12 protein-coding genes are annotated in these 16,424 nt (G+C 65.8%); 10 read left to right on the top strand and 2 right to left on the bottom strand.

The genetic code is table 11. The features are described from left to right. Positions 1–139: 139 nt before the first annotated feature. From JOF47_RS03815 to JOF47_RS03795, 5 genes are all read left to right on the top strand, one after another. Positions 140–1,108 carry a quinone oxidoreductase family protein gene (locus JOF47_RS03815; RefSeq protein WP_209996068.1) on the top strand — a complete coding sequence of 323 codons (969 nt, stop codon included), beginning with the start codon at positions 140–142 and terminating at the stop codon, positions 1,106–1,108. Between the two features lie 224 nt (positions 1,109–1,332). Beyond that, complete coding sequence (locus tag JOF47_RS03810) at positions 1,333–2,520, top strand: ROK family transcriptional regulator (protein WP_209996067.1); 1,188 nt, start codon at positions 1,333–1,335, stop codon at positions 2,518–2,520. 139 nt (positions 2,521–2,659) lie between these two features. After that, positions 2,660–3,952, top strand: coding sequence for an ABC transporter substrate-binding protein (locus tag JOF47_RS03805; protein WP_209996066.1), 1,293 nt, complete (start codon positions 2,660–2,662; stop codon positions 3,950–3,952). 93 nt (positions 3,953–4,045) lie between these two features. Further along, positions 4,046–4,951, top strand: coding sequence for a carbohydrate ABC transporter permease (locus tag JOF47_RS03800; protein ID WP_209996065.1), 906 nt, complete (start codon positions 4,046–4,048; stop codon positions 4,949–4,951). After that, entirely contained in the window at positions 4,952–5,842 is an 891-nt protein-coding gene (locus JOF47_RS03795) for a carbohydrate ABC transporter permease (protein WP_209996064.1), read from the top strand. Positions 5,843–5,921: 79 nt separating this feature from the next. On the opposite strand, the gene JOF47_RS03790 is transcribed toward JOF47_RS03795, so the two are convergent. Further along, a complete protein-coding gene (locus JOF47_RS03790) occupies positions 5,922–6,674 on the bottom strand; it encodes a 4'-phosphopantetheinyl transferase family protein (RefSeq protein WP_209996062.1) in 753 nt (250 codons plus the stop codon). 243 nt (positions 6,675–6,917) lie between these two features. Between JOF47_RS03790 and JOF47_RS03785 the strand changes: the two genes are divergently transcribed. The 4 genes from JOF47_RS03785 to JOF47_RS03770 all read left to right on the top strand — a co-directional run bounded on the left by JOF47_RS03785 (position 6,918) and on the right by JOF47_RS03770 (position 13,740). Then, the gene (locus JOF47_RS03785) at positions 6,918–7,391 is read left to right on the top strand and encodes a hypothetical protein (RefSeq protein WP_209996060.1); all 474 of its coding nucleotides are present in this window, start codon (positions 6,918–6,920) and stop codon (positions 7,389–7,391) included. Continuing rightward, positions 7,388–8,167: a hypothetical protein gene (locus JOF47_RS03780; RefSeq protein ID WP_209996058.1), complete on the top strand. Its 780-nt coding sequence runs from the start codon at positions 7,388–7,390 to the stop codon at positions 8,165–8,167. Before JOF47_RS03785 ends, JOF47_RS03780 begins: the two co-directional genes overlap by 4 nt. 336 nt (positions 8,168–8,503) lie before the next feature. Then, entirely contained in the window at positions 8,504–12,307 is a 3,804-nt protein-coding gene (locus tag JOF47_RS03775; protein WP_210001377.1) for a Pls/PosA family non-ribosomal peptide synthetase, read from the top strand. Further along, entirely contained in the window at positions 12,304–13,740 is a 1,437-nt protein-coding gene (locus JOF47_RS03770; RefSeq protein ID WP_209996057.1) for a M1 family metallopeptidase, read from the top strand. Before JOF47_RS03775 ends, JOF47_RS03770 begins: the two co-directional genes overlap by 4 nt. Before the next feature lie 21 nt (positions 13,741–13,761). Here the strand turns inward: JOF47_RS03770 and JOF47_RS03765 are convergent, their stop codons facing one another. Then, on the bottom strand, positions 13,762–14,547 hold the full coding sequence (locus JOF47_RS03765) for a 4'-phosphopantetheinyl transferase family protein (RefSeq protein WP_209996056.1): 786 nt from the start codon (positions 14,545–14,547) through the stop codon (positions 13,762–13,764). 562 nt (positions 14,548–15,109) lie between these two features. Between JOF47_RS03765 and JOF47_RS03760 the strand changes: the two genes are divergently transcribed. Next, entirely contained in the window at positions 15,110–16,111 is a 1,002-nt protein-coding gene (locus tag JOF47_RS03760) for a hypothetical protein (RefSeq protein WP_209996055.1), read from the top strand. The last annotated feature ends 313 nt before the right edge of the window (positions 16,112–16,424 follow it).

Here is a 16,424-nt window from a genome sequence, read left to right as displayed (position 1 = left end):
CTACTACGCATTTATACATGATGGCTAATAAATATTCATTGAGCTTCCGCCGAGCGTCATCCCGCTTCAAGTCTTGATGGCCGTTTGCGCAAAACCTATAGGGTGGCCATGAGTCACCTCGTCATCTAAGGAGTCCCCCATGAGTCCCCACGCAATTATCGCCCCCAAGGCCGGCGGACCCGAAGTTTTTGAGTATGTTTCGACCGAGCGGCCCGTCCCGGGCACCGGCCAACTGCTCGTGAAGGTCGCGGCCGCCGGAGTTAACTTCATCGAGACCTACCAGCGTTCGGGCGTCTACAGGGTCCGGTACCCGTTCACCCCGGGATCGGAATGCGCCGGAACCGTCGAGGCAGTCGGCCCCGGCGTCAGCGGCTTCGCCCCCGGAGACAAGGTGGCCACGGCCGAGGGATCGGCAACCTATGCCGACTACACACTCCTCGATGCGGACAAGGCGCTTCCGATTGCGGACGGCGTTTCCCTCGAGGAAGCGGGCGCACTGCCGCTGCAGGGCATGACCGCACACTACCTGATCAACGACAGCTACAGCGTCAAGCCCGGCGACACCGTGCTGACGTACGCCGGGGCCGGCGGGGTGGGTCTTCTGCTGATCCAGCTGCTCAAGCTTCGCGGCGCCACCGTCATCACCACCACCTCGACGGAGGAAAAGGCGGCGCTGGCGCGGGCCGCCGGGGCCGACCACGTACTGGCCTACGAGGAGGTTCCCGACCGCGTTCGCGAAATCACGCAGGGCCGCGGGGTCGAGGTCGTTTACGACGGCATCGGCAAGGACACCTTCGAAAACTCCCTCAAGTCATTGAAGACCCGCGGCACGCTCGTCCTCTTCGGCGGAGCATCGGGCCAGGTGCCACCCTTCGACCTGCAACGGCTGAACGCACACGGGTCACTGACCGTCACCCGGCCGAAGCTTGCCGATTTCCTGCTAGATCCGGAGGAACGGCGCTGGCGTTCGGCAGAGCTTTTCGACCTGGTTGCGCAGGGCAAGCTTCACGTCCGGATCGGCGCCAGCTTCCCGCTCTCCGAGGCCGGAGCGGCGCACACCGCCCTCGAATCCCGGGCAACCACCGGAAAGGTGATCCTGGTTCCCTGACGCCTCCCAACCACGGGCCACCCCGCGCGGCGGACGGCCCCAGCGATCCGAGGGTCGAGGAGGCCGGTCGCCGAGCAGGTGCTGGGGGCCTGGCCACGGCCTGCTGGTACTACAAACAAATTCCCACCTTCGAGTGTCCACTTTGCGTTCAAGAACATCATTCAAATAACAAATTTGCGTTAAGTTCTTGACGGCAAGAACGTTGATCGCACACGCTTCTATGCATGAGCGCAGATCAACAGGCCAGAGCCGGAATCCAGAACCCAGGGTCGCAGGCGGCCCTTCGCGGGCTCAACGAACAGCGCATTCTCGCAACGCTGCGGACCCACGGAACACTCACGCAGGCGGCCTTGGCGCGCTCCACCGGCCTCTCGACCGCAACGATCTCCAACATCGTCAAGTCCATGGTGTCCACCGGGCGCGTAACAACAACGCCGACCACCAGTTCGGGCCGCCGCGCGCTGGGCGTCACGGTCCTCGACGAGGCCGATGTGGCGGTGGGCATCGATTTTGGCCGCAGCCACGTCAGGGTCGTCCTGGCCAAGTCGGGGTTCCGGCTGCTCGACGAGGAATTCACGGCACTGGAAGTCGGCCACCACGTGGAGGCCAGCATCGACGTCGCCGCCCGGATGCTTGAAGCCCTCTGCGAGCGCACCAACACCAGTCGGAGCCAACTCATCGGGGCGGGCATCGGCATCCCTGGGCCAATCGACCACCGCACCAACATGGTGATCCGCGGCGCGATCCTGCCCGAATGGGTGGACCTCGACATCGACGCACTCCTGCGCCGGGCACTTGACCTGCCGGTATTCATCGACAACGACTCAAACCTGGGCGCCCTTGCCCAGATTACCTGGGGCGAACACCAGGAATGCGCCAACCTCTGCTTCCTTAAGATCGGAGGCGGTATCGGCTCGGGCCTGATCCTCAACAGCTCCCTGCACTATGGAAACCTCGGAGTCACCGGCGAAATTGGGCACTCGACCATCTTCGACCAGGGCCTTATCTGCCGCTGCGGCAATCGCGGCTGCCTGGAAACCGTGGCATCTACCGGCATCATGGTCGAATTGCTCAGCCGCACCGAAAACGCTCCCGTTAGCATCGAAAACATCATCGAACGGGCCGAGGCCGGGGACTCGGCGACCCTGAGGGTCATCGACGACGTGGGAGTGGCGGTGGGCCACGCCCTGGCGAACGTCGCAAACCTGATCAACCCGGAGGTCATCGTCCTTGGCGGGCCGCTGGCCCCGTTGGGCGAAGCACTGCTCGCCCCGATCCGCCGGGGCCTCCAACGGCACGCCATTCCCGTCATCGGGGAAAACACCACGCTGTGCATGTCCATGCTGGGTGACCGCGCCGAGGCCCTCGGCGCCGCGGCCCTGGTGCTTCGGCAGAGCGCGGCACTTCCGTAGCCTGACTAGGCGCCACGAGCATTGATAACAATTTGCGTTAAGTAGTTGACGGCAATGTGTGACGCAGGTAACCATTGACAAGGTTGCAAACACACAACTCGACAGAATCACACATTTTCAAACACTCGTGGAGGTAGATATGCGTCGTCGTCTTACGCTGGTTGCAGCGGCCGCAGCATTGGGGTTGGCCCTAGCCGGCTGTGGCGGTGCCGCGGACACGCCCGCCGAATCGGCCGCTCCGCCAAGCGAAGCCACCGGCAACGTCGGCGTGTTCACGTGGTGGGCCGACGGCTCCGAGAAGGTCGGCCTTGATGCGCTTGTCGGCGTCTTCAACACGGACTTCCCGAAACTTACCTTCGACAACCTCGCCGTGGCCGGCGGCGCCGGCTCCCAGGCCAAGAGCGTGCTTGCCGCCCAGCTCAAGGCCGGCAACCCGCCGGATTCGTTCCAGGCACACGCCGGAGCCGAGTTGCAGGACTACATCGACGCCGAGCAGCTCGAGGACCTGAGCAGCTTCTACGCCGACAACAAGCTGACCGAACAGTTCCCCAAGGACCTAGTGGATCGCCTCACCGTCGACGGCAAGATCTACTCGGTTCCCTCAAACATCCACCGTTCCAACGTCGTGTGGGCGAACGTCGACGTCCTGAAGAAGGCTGGCCTGGATCCGGCGAAGCCGGCCGAGAACCTCGATGCCTGGTTCGCCGACATGGACAAGATCAAGGCGGCGGGCAAGACCCCGTTGGCCGTTGCAGGTTCATGGACCCAGGTCCAGCTCTTTGAAAACGTGCTGCTTTCCAGCCTGGGCGTCGATGGCTACAACGGACTCTGGGACGGCAAGACGGACTGGAAGGGCGCCGACGTCACCAAGGCCATCGAGGCCTACAAGAAGGCCCTGAGCTACACCAACTCGGACCGAGACTCTCTCAGCGACTGGGCTCCGGCCACGCAGCTGGTCGAGGACGGTGCCGCGGCCTACAACCTCATGGGCGACTGGGCCGAGGCCAAGTTCGCGCAGGACGGCAAGAAGGCAGGAGTCGACTACTCCTACTTCCCGATGCCGGGAACCCAGGGTGTCTTCAACTTCCTTGCCGACTCCTTCACCCTGCCGGTCGGTGCCCCGAACCCGGATGGCGCCAAGGCCTGGCTGACGACCGTTGGTTCTGCCGAGGGCCAAAGCGCCTTCAACAAGGCCAAGGGTTCCATCCCGGCCAACATCACGGCCAAGACCGACGACTTCTCCGAGTACCAGAAGAGTGCCATCAAGGACTTCTCCCAGGACAAGATCGTTTCCTCGCTCGCCCACGGTGCCGCGGTTCCTGTGGCCTGGCTCAATGAATTGAGCACCGCGGTCAGCAAGTTCGGTGGCGACGGCAACGTGGCAACCCTGCAGGAATCGGCTGCGGCAACCGCGGCCAAGTTCGCCCAGTAATTCACCCACCTTGCGTTTGGGGGCGGTCGTAGCCAGGACGGTACGCATCCGCCCCCACATATTTGTGGCGCCAACTTCTTCCGGGAGGAAACCATGTTCAGGCGTGTAAAACACTGGGGTCCGGGGCTGTTGCTCCTGGCCCCCACCATCATCCTGGTCGGCGTATTCGTCTACTGGCTCATGTTCGAGAACTTCCGAGTCAGCCTGACCAACCAGCACACGGCCAAGCCCAGCAACAAGTACGTTGGCTTCGAGAACTACACCAACCTGATGGCCGACCCGAATTTCCAGCACTCGCTGTGGAACCTGCTGATCCTCACCGTCGTGTTCCTCGCCGGCACCCTGTTCTTCGGCTTCCTCTGGGCGTGGATCCTGGACAAGCCGGCCAAGGGCGAGGGCTTCTTCCGCGCCGTGTATCTCTTCCCGATGGCGGTCTCGTTCATCGCTTCCGGCGTCGTCTGGCGTTGGCTGCTCTCCAGCCTGCAGACTGACCAGTCCGGCGGCGAGCGCACCACCGGGCTGAACCGCCTGCTGGACTCGGTGGGCCTGGGCTTCGCGCAAAACGACTGGTGGTCCAACCCCACCTGGGGCATTGCCGCGATCGGGGTTCCCGCCGTCTGGCAGCTTTCCGGCTACGTCATGGCCCTGTTCCTGGCCGGCTTCCGCGGCATCCCCGAGGAACTGCGTGAGGCGGCACGCATCGACGGCTGCAGCGAATGGAAGCTGTACCGCCACGTGATCTTCCCGCAGCTGAACCCCGTCATGCTGTCGGCCGTCATCATCATCGGCCACATGTCGCTGAAGCTCTTCGACCTGATCCGCGCGATCGTCCCGGATGCCAACACGTACGACGTGCAGGTCCCGGCAACCATGATGTGGGTCAAATACATCGGCAGCGACTACGCGGACGCCGCGGCGATCGGCATGATCCTGTTGGTGCTCGTCGCCCTCGTGGTGATCCCCTACCTCATGTACACCTCGCGAGCGGAGAAGCGCTAAATGGCCACCTCGATCCTTGACCGCGCCATCCCGGACGGCACCGCCGAATCACCTGCCGGCGCCCCGAACAAGGGCAGGCGCCGGATCAACCGGACCCTGAAGTACGCCCTGCTGCTGTTCTTCGTGATCGTCATCCTGATCCCCGCCTACGTCCTGTTCATCACCAGCTTCAAGGGCCCCTCCGACGCCGACCCGTCGCGCGCCTGGCTCCTGCCGCAAAGCTGGGAAACCGCCGGCTGGGCCAAGGCCTGGACCACGCTGGCCCCGGCGCTGGGGCGCACCTTCTTGCTGGTGATCCCCGCGGCGCTCATTTCCGCCATGCTGGGTTCCATCAACGGCTACGTGCTTTCCAAATGGCGCTTCCCCGGCGCCAACGTCGTGTTCACGCTGATCCTCTTTGGCATGTTCATCCCCTACCAGGCGGTCATGATCCCGCTGACCCAGTTGATGAGCGACCTGGGGGTGCCGCAGGGCATCCCGTCGCTGTTGGTGCTGCACATCGTCTACGGCCTGCCGATCTGCACGCTGATCTTCAGGAACTACTACGAATCGGTCCCCAGCGAGTTGATCGAGGCGGCCCGCATGGACGGGGCGGGCATCCTGCGCACCTATGCCTCGGTGATCTTCCCGCTCTCCGCCCCGGGCTTCGTGGTCGTGCTGATCTGGCAATTCACCTCCGCCTGGAACGACTACCTGTTTGCCTCGTTCTTCTCCTCGGGCCGCAACGGGCCGGTGACCATCGCGCTGAGCTTCCTGGCCGGCGGCCAGCTCACCGACTACGCCGCGTCGATGGCCGGCGCGCTGATCGCCTCGGTCCCGACGCTGATCGTCTACATCCTGCTCGGCAAGTACTTTGTCGGCGGCCTGATGAGCGGCTCGGTCAAGGGCTGATCCGCCGTTGAACCGAAGGAGCGTGGTGGCGCCGGCCTGATCTGGCCGGCTCCACCACGCATTTAATCAGGTCGTTCGGTCAAGGTGACCAGACGATGCTGCCCACCAAGTTGTCCGGCAGCACGTTGCCCAGTGTGTCCGGGGTTCCCGGTTCCAGATCCATGGCACGGGTCCCGGGGCTGCGCAACAACAGGTGGCGGTTCGGTCCAACGACCACGGGGATTCCCCCCTCGCCGGCGATCCCCTCGCCGGCGGCCTTCGCAACGGCTTCCTTCAAGGCCCACCACTGGGCCCGGCGGAATTGCCGCTGGGCCTCGGGCAGCAAGTCCAGTTCCTTGCGTTCCCCCGGCGCGTAGGCATAGTCCTCAAACAGGCTGTCGCCATCCGTCGACGCAAACACCGGATCGTCCAGGTCGGCCAGGTCCACGCCGATCCGCCGGTTTGCGGGGGCCAGTCCCAGCAGCAGCCAGCCTGCGGTTCGCGCATACGACAGGGAGAAGAACAGGTCGTTCTTCGGCGCCCGGAGCCTCGGGGTCCCGTGGGCCACCGACGCGCACCGGGCACAAAACTGGGTCAGCTCGAGTTCGTCTGGACGTAAGTCGCGAGTCAGGGGCGTGGCACGATTCAACAGTTCCGCCGCCAATACCCTGGCCAGGACCCGTCCTGCCACAAAGTCGTCGCGCGGGTGCCCGGGAAGGTACCCGGCGGCGCGGGTGAGCTCGGTTGGCCTTAGCACAACCTCCGCGTGCGCCGCGGCATCCGCCAACGGGGCGGCAGCCCACCAGAGTGCGGGGAGTCCCGGTTCGAACCCGGGACCAGTTCCTTTTTCCATTCGAATGCTTCCTCCCCTGCAGTTTTCACTTTAGGCTGCATCGCCGGTATCGGCTGCAATGAGTATCTCGTATTTACGTTGGAAACCGGAACGGAGGCAGATGCAAATAGGGGCTGCTGCACCACGTACATTTCCCTTCCGTCCCGGCAAGCCTTCGTTTGTCCACATTCCGGCAAGGGACGCCGCCACGGGAGTTCCGTTGGCGCGACTCTGGGATTCTCGTATCGATTCCAGGAGGTCGCCGTGCCCACGAAAAACAAGTCCACGAAAAACAAGCAGCATCGCCGCAGGCACGCCAACCATTCCACCTCGGGCCGTCCCGGCAGGCCCGCCATCCACAGTGTCGGCGCGGCCCAAATCCGGGCGATTGAACCCCAGTACATCCTTTGGCGGGCGCGGACCATCCCGGCTGAACAAGCCGTGGACGAATGGCACCGGCTGGCCGCCCTGCTGGACCTTTACGCCGTGGAAAACCGCTTTGGCTCCCTCGATGCGCTGGAGACCGTCCCGCTGGCCTCGTTGATGGATTCGGTGGTCAACGAGTTCCCCGATTCCGCAAGATTTCTGCTCGGGTTGGTGGATCGGTACCTGCATTTCCTGGCAGAAACCGGCACTGGAAACGCAGCCAAAGGTCTCTTTCCGCATTGCACATCCTGTTCGCGTGTGGCGAGAGTCCCCTGTGCCATAGATCCCCGCTTCGCCAATCTGGCGTGGTGATCACCGACCCGCAGCAGCTCCCGCTCGTTCGCTGGGCCGCGGCCGTGATCCAAGGGCTTGGAGAACCCAAACCGGGATACCCGAGCATTTCGACGGATACAGGGGATCTCGTATCCGAGGTCGCTGCCCTCGAGTCGCTGGCTTCGGTCGCGAGGCCAAGAATACCCGAACTCGTCCGGGCCATGGTGCTGGCGAACCTCATCTCATTCGACGGGAGACGGGCACTTCCCACGCCCACCGGGAACCACTTGGTGAAAACCGGCGACAAGGACTTTGTCGATGCAGTTCGCCGACTGATGGAGGCCTATGTGGCGCTCCTGTTGCTGGAAGCGTCCGGTTTGATGCAGGACGACCGGCCCCCGGAACACGCGTTGATGCTGATGGCAGTCTTGGCCCATGTTTCCGAGACTGGCTCCATCCCGGTTTCGATCCTTGAAATCAACTGGTGGACCAACAGCGTCGACGGTGCCCGTGAAATAGCCGAATGGCTTGATCCTTTGGCACCGGGGATCCTGGCCTGCCTGGAAAGTGGTTTGCTCGGCAGCGCCGATGGCAATCTCGTCGCCCCGCCGCTTGCCCGCGAAGTCTTCGACACAATTCAGGCTAGATGCTTCGCCCAAGTGCCGCGGTCTATAGACAACACCGCCGCGTACTACTCCGTCGAGGCGCGCATCCGGACCCGGTGCTCCGTATTTCGGCACGGGGCCATGTCCAACACCCGTTGCCGCGGAGGAAAACTGCGGATTCCGTGCGGTTGTTCGGGCGGCCTCACATAGTCGGGCGCAGGACATGGACATGGACATGGCCGCGATTATGACGCATGATGTTCGAAAAACATGTGGTCCGAACCCCTTGGACACCTTCCGTTAACCTTCCATGGCTACGGTGATCCCGTATGTGCCGGCCGAGCGGTGGCGGACACCTGATCGGTGTGCCATCTGTTCAGGGTCGGGCTCCATCGTCCCGGGCCGCCCCGCAAGGGGAAGTCCGAGCACCACTTCAAGAAAGCCACAGTGGAATCGACCCCAAGCATTTCCCACCAGGAAACCACCGCCCCCGGGTTCCTGCCGCAATATCCGGGTAGCGACGTCGCTCCACCACCTCGCACCCTCATGGACATCCTTGGAGCAAGTGCGGCGGACCACCCGGACGCCCCTGCCTTGGATGACGGCGAGCGCTCGCTGACCTACGCGGAACTGCTTCTGGCGATCGGCGAGATGGCCGGGCGCTTGCGGGCCGCCGGGCTTGGCGCCGGTGACCGCATCGGCATCCGCATCCCCTCGGGCAGCCGCGAGCTTTACATCGGCATCCTGGCGACCATGAAGATCGGTGCCGCGTACGTGCCGGTCGATGCCGACGATCCCGAGGAACGTGCCCGGCTTGTCTTTTCCGAGGCTAAGGTCGCCGCCGTGCTGGGCGGCAAGGGAAAGATCACGTCCCTGCGCGGCGAGCCGAACCCGGCCCCGGCCCGGGAGGCCGCGCTTGGCGACGACGCCTGGATCATTTTCACCTCCGGATCCACAGGAACGCCCAAGGGCGTTGCCATCACCCAGCGCTCGGCCGCGGCCTTCGTCGACGCCGAGGCCAGGATCTTCCTGGCAAGCGAACCGCTGGGTCCCGAGGACCGCGTGCTGGCCGGCCTTTCGGTCGCCTTCGACGCCTCATGCGAGGAAATGTGGCTGGCCTGGCGCCATGCCGCCTGCCTGGTGCCGGCACCCAGGGCGCTGGTGCGTTCGGGCATGGACCTTGGTCCCTGGCTGGTGACCCGCGGCGTCACCGTGGTCTCCACCGTCCCCACTCTCGCCGCTCTCTGGCCCGCCGAGGCCCTGGAAAACGTGCGCCTGCTGATCTTCGGCGGCGAGGCCTGCCCGCAGGAACTTGCCGGCCGCCTGGCCGTGCCCGGGCGCGAGGTCTGGAATACCTACGGTCCCACCGAAGCCACCGTCGTGGCCTGCGCCGCCCGGATGAACGGCACCGACCCCGTGCGCATCGGGCTGCCGCTCGACGGGTGGGACCTGGCCGTCGTCGATGCCGCGGGGCTGCCCGTGGCCCCCGGGCACAGCGGGGAACTGATCATTGGCGGCGTCGGGCTCGGACGCTACCTGGACCCGGCCAAGGACGCCGAAAAATACGCCTCCTTCGAGACCCTGGGCTGGGAGCGCGCCTACCGCTCCGGAGACCTGGTGCTGGCGGATCCCGAAGGGCTGGTCTTCCTGGGCCGGATGGACGAGCAGGTCAAGCTCGGCGGCCGGCGCATCGAACTGGGCGAAATCGACGCAGCGTTGCAATCCCTGCCCGGGGTCTCGGGAGCCGCCGCGGCCGTGAAGACCACCGCCGCCGGAAACCAGATCCTCGTCGGCTACCTGGCCGCCGCCACCGCCTTCGACACGTCCGCGGCCCGCGAGCGGCTGGCCGACATGCTTCCGGCACCGCTGATCCCGCTGCTGGCCGTGGTGGACACGCTGCCCACCAAGACCAGCGGCAAGGTCGACCGCCACGCGCTGCCTTGGCCGCTTCCCGGCACCAAGGTCTCGTCCGCTGCCGGCGTCCTGCCCGAGCTGGATGAGAACGCGCAATGGGTCATCGAGCAATGGACCCGCGTGCTGGGAACAGAGGTCGATAGCCTGGACGCAGACTTCTTTGCCTCCGGCGGCGGCTCGCTCTCGGCCGCCCAGCTGGTCTCCGCCCTGCGGGTGCGCTACCGCACCGTCACGGTTGCCGAAATCTACTCCCACCCGCGCATCGGATCCCTGCTCGAGGCACTCGGCGCGGGATCCGACGCCCCGACCGAGGCACGCACCGTGGCGCGCACGACCCGCCGCGCCCAGGTCTTCCAGACCTTGATGGGCATCCCCACCTTCATCCTGGTGGGCATGCGCTGGCTCGTCTACCTGGGCGCCGGCAACAACGTGCTCCAGGCCCTCGGCGTGTTCACCGCCGCACCCGTGGTCCCCTGGTGGGCCGTGGTTGCCGGCTGGCTGGTCTTTGTCTCCCCGCCCGGGCGGATGGCCATTTCCGTTGTCTCGGCCCGGCTGCTGCTGCGCAACCTGGAGCCCGGGGACTACCCGCGTTCGGGCAAGGTGCACCTGCGGCTCTGGCTGGCCCAGCAGATCGCCGACCTTGCAGACCCCGTCTCCCTGGCGAGCGCCCACCTGACGCCGCTCTACGCCCGCGCCCTCGGGGCCAAGGTCGGACGCGACGTGCAGCTGCACTCCGTGCCGCCGGTCACCGGACTGCTCAGCCTGGGCCGCGGGGCCAGCATCGAACCCGAGGTCGACCTCACCGGCTATTGGATCGACGGGGACAGGGTGCACGTGGGCCGGATCCAGGTCGGCGCCGACGCCACGGTGGGCGCACGCAGCACCCTGCTGCCCGGGGCTGTGGTCTCAGACGGGGTCGAGGTTGCCGCCGGATCCGCGATCGCGGGGACCACCCGGGCGTTCTCCTCCTACTCGGGCTCCCCCGCCGGACGCACCGGCAAGGCCAAGCCCGCCTGGCCGCAGACCCCGGTCCGCCGCAGCCGCCTGCGCACCGTGTTGTTCGCCGCGGCCTCCGCCCTGCTGGGGTCCATCCCCCTGCTTTCCATCCTGGGGGCGCTGGCCGTTTCGGCCCTGCTGCTGCGCGGGCAGGCCTCCCTGCACGAGTCCGCCGGGTCCCTGGCCCTGGCCGTCCCCGCTGCCGCACTGACGTGGTTCGGACTAAATTTCCTGTTGGTCCTGGGCTCGGTCCGGCTGCTGGGGCTGGGGCTCACCGAGGGCTGGCACCGCGTGGACAGCCGGATCGGCTGGCAGGTCTGGGCCACCGAACGGCTCCTGGACATGGCACGCGACCTGCTCTTCCCCATCTACGCAAGCCTCTTCACGCCCGTCTGGCTGCGCCTGCTCGGGGCCAAGGTCGGACGCAACGTCGAGGCCTCCACTGTGCTGCTGATCCCCAAGATGACCACCATCGGCGAGGGCGCCTTCCTGGCCGACGACACCATGGTCGCCACCTACGAGCTCGGCGGCGGGTGGATGTACGTGGGCCGCGCCAAGATCGGCAAGCGCGCGTTCCTGGGCAACTCCGGCATCGCCGGGGCCGGACGCCGCGTCCCCAAGAACGGGCTGGTCGCGGTGCTCTCGGCGACCCCCGCCAAGGCCAAGGCCGGCTCCTCCTGGCTGGGCAGCCCGCCGGTGCGCCTGCGCCGCACCGAGGTGGCGGCCGACGAGTCACTCACCTTCGCCCCGCCGACGCACCTGAAGATTGCCCGGGCGCTCTGGGAACTGTGCAGGATCGTCCCGGTCATCACCACGGTGGCCATCGCCGCCCTGGTGCTGTCCATCCTCGATTACCTGGCCGCCGGATTCGGGTACCTGCCCGCGGCGCTGCTCAGCGGCGCCGTCATGCTTGCCGCAGGCGCCGTTGCGGCGGCCAGCGCGGTGATCGCCAAATGGGTGCTGGTCGGCCCCATCCGTCCCGGCCAGCACGCGCTGTGGAGCTCCTTCATCTGGCGCAACGAGGTGGTCGACGCCTTCATCGAGATGGTCTGTGCACCGTGGTTCGCGCACTCCGCGGCGGGCTCCCCCGCCCTGGTGTGGTGGCTGCGTGCGCTGGGCGCAAAGATCGGCCACGGCGTCTGGTGCGAAAGCTACTGGCTGCCGGAGGCCGACCTGGTGACCCTCGGCGATTCCTCCACCGTGAACCGCGGCTGCGTCATCCAGACCCACCTCTTCCACGACCGCGTCATGGCTATTGATACGGTGGAACTCTCCGCCGGATCGACCATGGGTCCGCACGGGGTCATCCTGCCGGCCGCCTCGCTTGCGGCCGGCGCCACGGTGGGCCCGGCGTCCCTGGTGATGCGCGGGGAAACCGTCCCGCCCTCCAGCTACTGGATGGGCAACCCCGTCCAGCCCTGGAGCGGTCCGAACACATGATACCCACGACGAACGCCACCCACGGCCGGCACGCGGCCTTCATCCCGGACCCCTACGTGCCCGAATCCGGAAACCCCGGATACCGGGTCCTGCACTACGACCTGGACTTGGACTGCAAGTTGGGCGGCAACCGGCTCGACGGGCGCGCGCTCATCACCGGGATCGCCGAAACCGACCTCAGCAGGCTGGGCTTGGACCTGGCCGGGCTGCGCGTCTCGAAGGCCAGCGTCAACGGGGCCAAGGTCGCCCGCCAGGCGCAAAGGGCCGGAAAGCTGGAGCTCCTGCTGCCCGCTCCCCTGCGGGCCGGGGAGGAATTCATACTCGAGATCCGCTACGGCGGGACCCCTAACGTGCGCCGCGGGGCGTGGGGGGAAGTTGGCTGGGAGGAACTGGCCGACGGCGTGCTGGTGGCCGGGCAGCCCAACGGGGCTGCCACCTGGTTCCCCTGCAACGACCACCCCAGCCAGAAGGCGACGTTCCGCATCGCCGTGGCCACCGATGCCGGATACCGCCCCGTGTGCAACGGGGAACTCGTCGGGCGCCAGCGGCGCTCAAGCCGGGAACAGTGGACCTACGAGGTCAACGAGCCCATGGCCACCTACCTGGCCACCCTCCAGATCGGCCGCTACGCGCTGGCGCCGTTGGCCGAGGCCGCTCCCCCGCCGGGCGGGGGCCGGCACGCCGGTGGCCGGGGAACCGTCCCGCAGTGGATAGCCTCGAATCCGGCCCGATTGGCACAAGCCCGTTCGGCCTTGGCGGAACAGCCGCGGATGATGGAGACCTTCATCGAGGCCTTCGGCCCGTACCCCTTCGACGCCTACACCGTGGTGGTCACCGACGACGAACTTGAAATCCCGCTGGAGGCGCACGGGATCTGCATCCTGGGCAGCAACCACCTGCGGCCCGGCTGGGAACAACAGCGGCTGATCGCCCACGAACTGTCCCACCAGTGGTTCGGCAACTCGCTGACCGTCGGCAGGTGGGAGGACATCTGGCTGCACGAGGGCTTCGCCTGCTATGCCGAGTGGATCTGGTCCGAGGCCTCCGGAAACGCCGACGCCGACGAGCGCGCACGGCTGGCCTGGGCGCAATTGCGGAACCTCCCGCAGGACATCGCCGTCGGGGACCCGGGGCCCGCAGATATGTTCGATGACCGTGTCTACAAGCGCGGGGCACTGGCACTGCATGCACTGCGGCTGCACCTCGGCGACTCCGCCTTCTTCGCGTTGTTGCGCGACTGGACGGCCGGACAGCGGCACGGCACCGTCACCTACGAGCTCTTCCGCGACCGGGTCGACACACACGCACCCGCGGGCTTCTCGGCCGGGGAAATGCTCAAGCCATGGCTCTTTGACAAGGAACTGCCGGCGTTGCCGCCCAGCCCCGCAAACCCCGTGACCACGGACGTTTCGGCGCACGCGGGCAGGCACTGAAGGCCGCCATCGAGCCGCCCGCTACCCGGCGGGCGGCGGCACCCATACGATGCTGCCGACCAAACGCGCTGGCAGTGCCGTGCCAAGGCTGTCCCGCTCCCCCGGCCCGATGCCGAGCATGCGGGTCTTCGGCATTGCCAGCAACGCGTGGCGTTTTCGGCCGATGACCACGGGGATTCCCCCGGCCCCCGCCAGCCCCTCTCCGTCGGCCTTGGCGACCGCTTCCTTGAGGGTCCACCATTCGGCCTGCCGCCGCAGCCGGGAGTCGGGGTCCAGCCGCGCCAGCACCTTGCGTTCGGCCGGCCCGTAAGCATAGTCCTCCAGCAGCCTTCCACCGCCGGTGGACGCGAAGGCTGGATCACTCAGATCTGCCAGGTCCGCGCCGATCCGGGTGTTTCCGGGGGCAAGGGCCAGCAGCAGCCAACCCGAGGCTCGCGCATAGGACAGCCGGAATGTCTGCCCGCGGCCCGGCACCCGCAGCAACGGAGTCCCGTGACCGTCGGCCCCGCAATGCGGACAGTGCTGCGCCAGGTCGAGCGCCCCGGGGCCGGTCGGTTCTCCGGGCCATGCCCGGTTCAACAGTTCGGCGGCCAGCACCCTGGCCAGCATCCGCCCGGCCACAAAATCGTCGCGCGGGCGTCCGTGGGCATAGGCCACGGCCCGTTCGGATTCGGCGGGATCCAACCGGATTCCGGGGTACCGCGCGGCGGACTCGAGCGCGGCCACGGCCCACCACGGCTGCGCAACCGCGGTATTCCCGGCACCGTCGCCGTTTCCGTGGTTGTCGCCAGAACCTCGATTGTCCATCGCTCGCCTTCAGCGCTCCTTCAACATCTTGCCGGGCACCGCCGATCACGACGATACACCAGCGGGAACCGGGCGAGGGCAGACGGTACAGGCCCTGCCTTCCAGTGGTCACCGGGTTCCCTGGCTGTCCGAAGACCATGGGCCACCACCGGCCAAGGGCCGGTGTACCGCTCGCCTCGGTCCCGACGCTGATCGCCTGCATCCTGCCGGGCAAGCGCTTCGCGGGCGGTTTGGCATGCGGTTCGGCCAGGGGCCACGGGGAAGGCCCGGGAGCCTTGCGCAACCGACTCTAAAGGCCGTTCATATGCATTGTTATTACTTTGTGAGCAATCATGTCCAGTCCCATGTCTGCTACGCAAACCCTTGTCAGGACGGAATCCAGGCGCAAAGAAAGCGGGGTTGTCCCCCGTGGCGCATCGTCGCGGGCCGCGCAGCGGTTTATTGGGTTCAAGCGAGCCCTTGCGATTGATTGGGCCGGTCATATACTGATTCCACTTGGGCCCAGAGAACTAGTGAATTTACTAATTCAACACCGTTGGGGGGACAGTGTCCGATGAGAAAAATGATGCTCAGGTTCGCCGCCGGAGCTTTGGCCATGCTGCTCATGACCTCGGACGCACCTGGGCTGGCTGCCAATTCCGTTGTAACGCGCAAGCTGAATTCCGACCGTATTTTTCGGTTTGATCCGCCCGTACAGGACCAGGCCATTCAGGCGTTCGACAATGGCGCAGGCAAGGACGTCTACATCGCGCAACAAGTCGGCCAGGACACCCGGTTGTCGAGGTGCACACGCACGGCAACGGGAACATGCACCCAGCGGGACAGCGTCATGCTGAAAGGATACGGGCACGGCGAATCACTCGAGGTGTACACGAAAAAGGGCCGGACCTACGTATGGATAGGGAGTACCTCGAACGGAATTCCGCCGTACTACTTCTCGCGGACGATCTCGCTGATCGAGTACAAAAAAGCCCCCGCGGGTTCGAAAAAAGCGGGCTACCACCGGGTGGGCATGCTGAAAAACCTCGCCGCGATCGTCCCGGGAAAGTCCGGCAACGCGACCCGCAGCAACGTCGCACTTGCCGACGGGGACGACAGGCTGGCCATCAGCATCACGGTCGGTTCATCCCACTACTACGCCGTCTACAAGACCGCGGCACTGACGGGACGCATGTTGAAGGCGCCAGGACAGAAACTGGCGATCTCCAAGGCCAAGGACCTGATGGTGTCCCGGTTCAAGGAACCGAAGCGCCCGCACGGTTCCTTCCAGGGGTTCGACATCAAGGGCGTGGGGACCAACAAGAAATTCCTCTATATTTTTGGCGGGCCGGCAGGATCCTCACCCACGATCTACCGCTATGCCTACACGAACGGCGGAAAGATCCGGCATGACCGGACCTACGTCGTCAAGGGAAACTACCTCGGATCCCTCGAATCGGAGGGCATCAAGGTGGAAGCCGATCCGACCAGTGGCGGAAAGGTGCGCGTGATACACAGCCTGAATCCGACCAACCGCGACAGCGCCGGGCGCAAGATCTTCCGCCTGTATCGATTCGCGGAATGACTGATCCAGCCGCTGGTCTCCCCGAGGTGCGTTGAATTCGTTCATTTCGTTTGCAGGTTCACTTCACGACGGAAGTCATGTGAAGGAACGTTTGGCCACGTTGAGACTCTGCTGCCCAGACAGTACCTTGGTTGGAATTCCGGACACGGCCCGGGGCCTCTGCAAGGTCGTTGATCCGAAACTGCGTTAGATAGAAGTCATGTTGGACGGAACGCCAGGAATCCCGCGTTCTCGGGGTTCCTGGCGTTTACGTGTTACGGCCGCCTGGCGACTTTCCGTGGTTGTTGGCATCGCTTCGTCCCGGGGACTTAAG

Origin of the sequence: Paeniglutamicibacter kerguelensis (assembly GCF_017876535.1) — a bacterium.
In the GTDB taxonomy this organism is placed as follows: Bacteria; Actinomycetota; Actinomycetes; order Actinomycetales; family Micrococcaceae; genus Paeniglutamicibacter; species Paeniglutamicibacter kerguelensis.
The sequence above is the reverse complement of the archived record's forward strand: the minus strand, read 5'-3'. Positions and strand labels throughout refer to the sequence as shown.

Excerpts from the sequence above, each read along its gene's own strand:
- JOF47_RS03815 (WP_209996068.1), top strand. The coding sequence starts at position 140 with ATGAGTCCCCACGCAATTATCGCCCCCAAGGCCGGCGGACCCGAAGTT.
- JOF47_RS03810 (WP_209996067.1), top strand. The coding sequence starts at position 1,333 with ATGAGCGCAGATCAACAGGCCAGAGCCGGAATCCAGAACCCAGGGTCG.
- JOF47_RS03805 (WP_209996066.1), top strand. The coding sequence starts at position 2,660 with ATGCGTCGTCGTCTTACGCTGGTTGCAGCGGCCGCAGCATTGGGGTTG.
- JOF47_RS03800 (WP_209996065.1), top strand. The coding sequence starts at position 4,046 with ATGTTCAGGCGTGTAAAACACTGGGGTCCGGGGCTGTTGCTCCTGGCC.
- JOF47_RS03795 (WP_209996064.1), top strand. The coding sequence starts at position 4,952 with ATGGCCACCTCGATCCTTGACCGCGCCATCCCGGACGGCACCGCCGAA.
- JOF47_RS03790 (WP_209996062.1), bottom strand. The coding sequence starts at position 6,674 with ATGGAAAAAGGAACTGGTCCCGGGTTCGAACCGGGACTCCCCGCACTC.
- JOF47_RS03775 (WP_210001377.1), top strand. The coding sequence starts at position 8,504 with ATGGACATCCTTGGAGCAAGTGCGGCGGACCACCCGGACGCCCCTGCC.
- JOF47_RS03770 (WP_209996057.1), top strand. The coding sequence starts at position 12,304 with ATGATACCCACGACGAACGCCACCCACGGCCGGCACGCGGCCTTCATC.
- JOF47_RS03765 (WP_209996056.1), bottom strand. The coding sequence starts at position 14,547 with ATGGACAATCGAGGTTCTGGCGACAACCACGGAAACGGCGACGGTGCC.
- JOF47_RS03760 (WP_209996055.1), top strand. The coding sequence starts at position 15,110 with ATGATGCTCAGGTTCGCCGCCGGAGCTTTGGCCATGCTGCTCATGACC.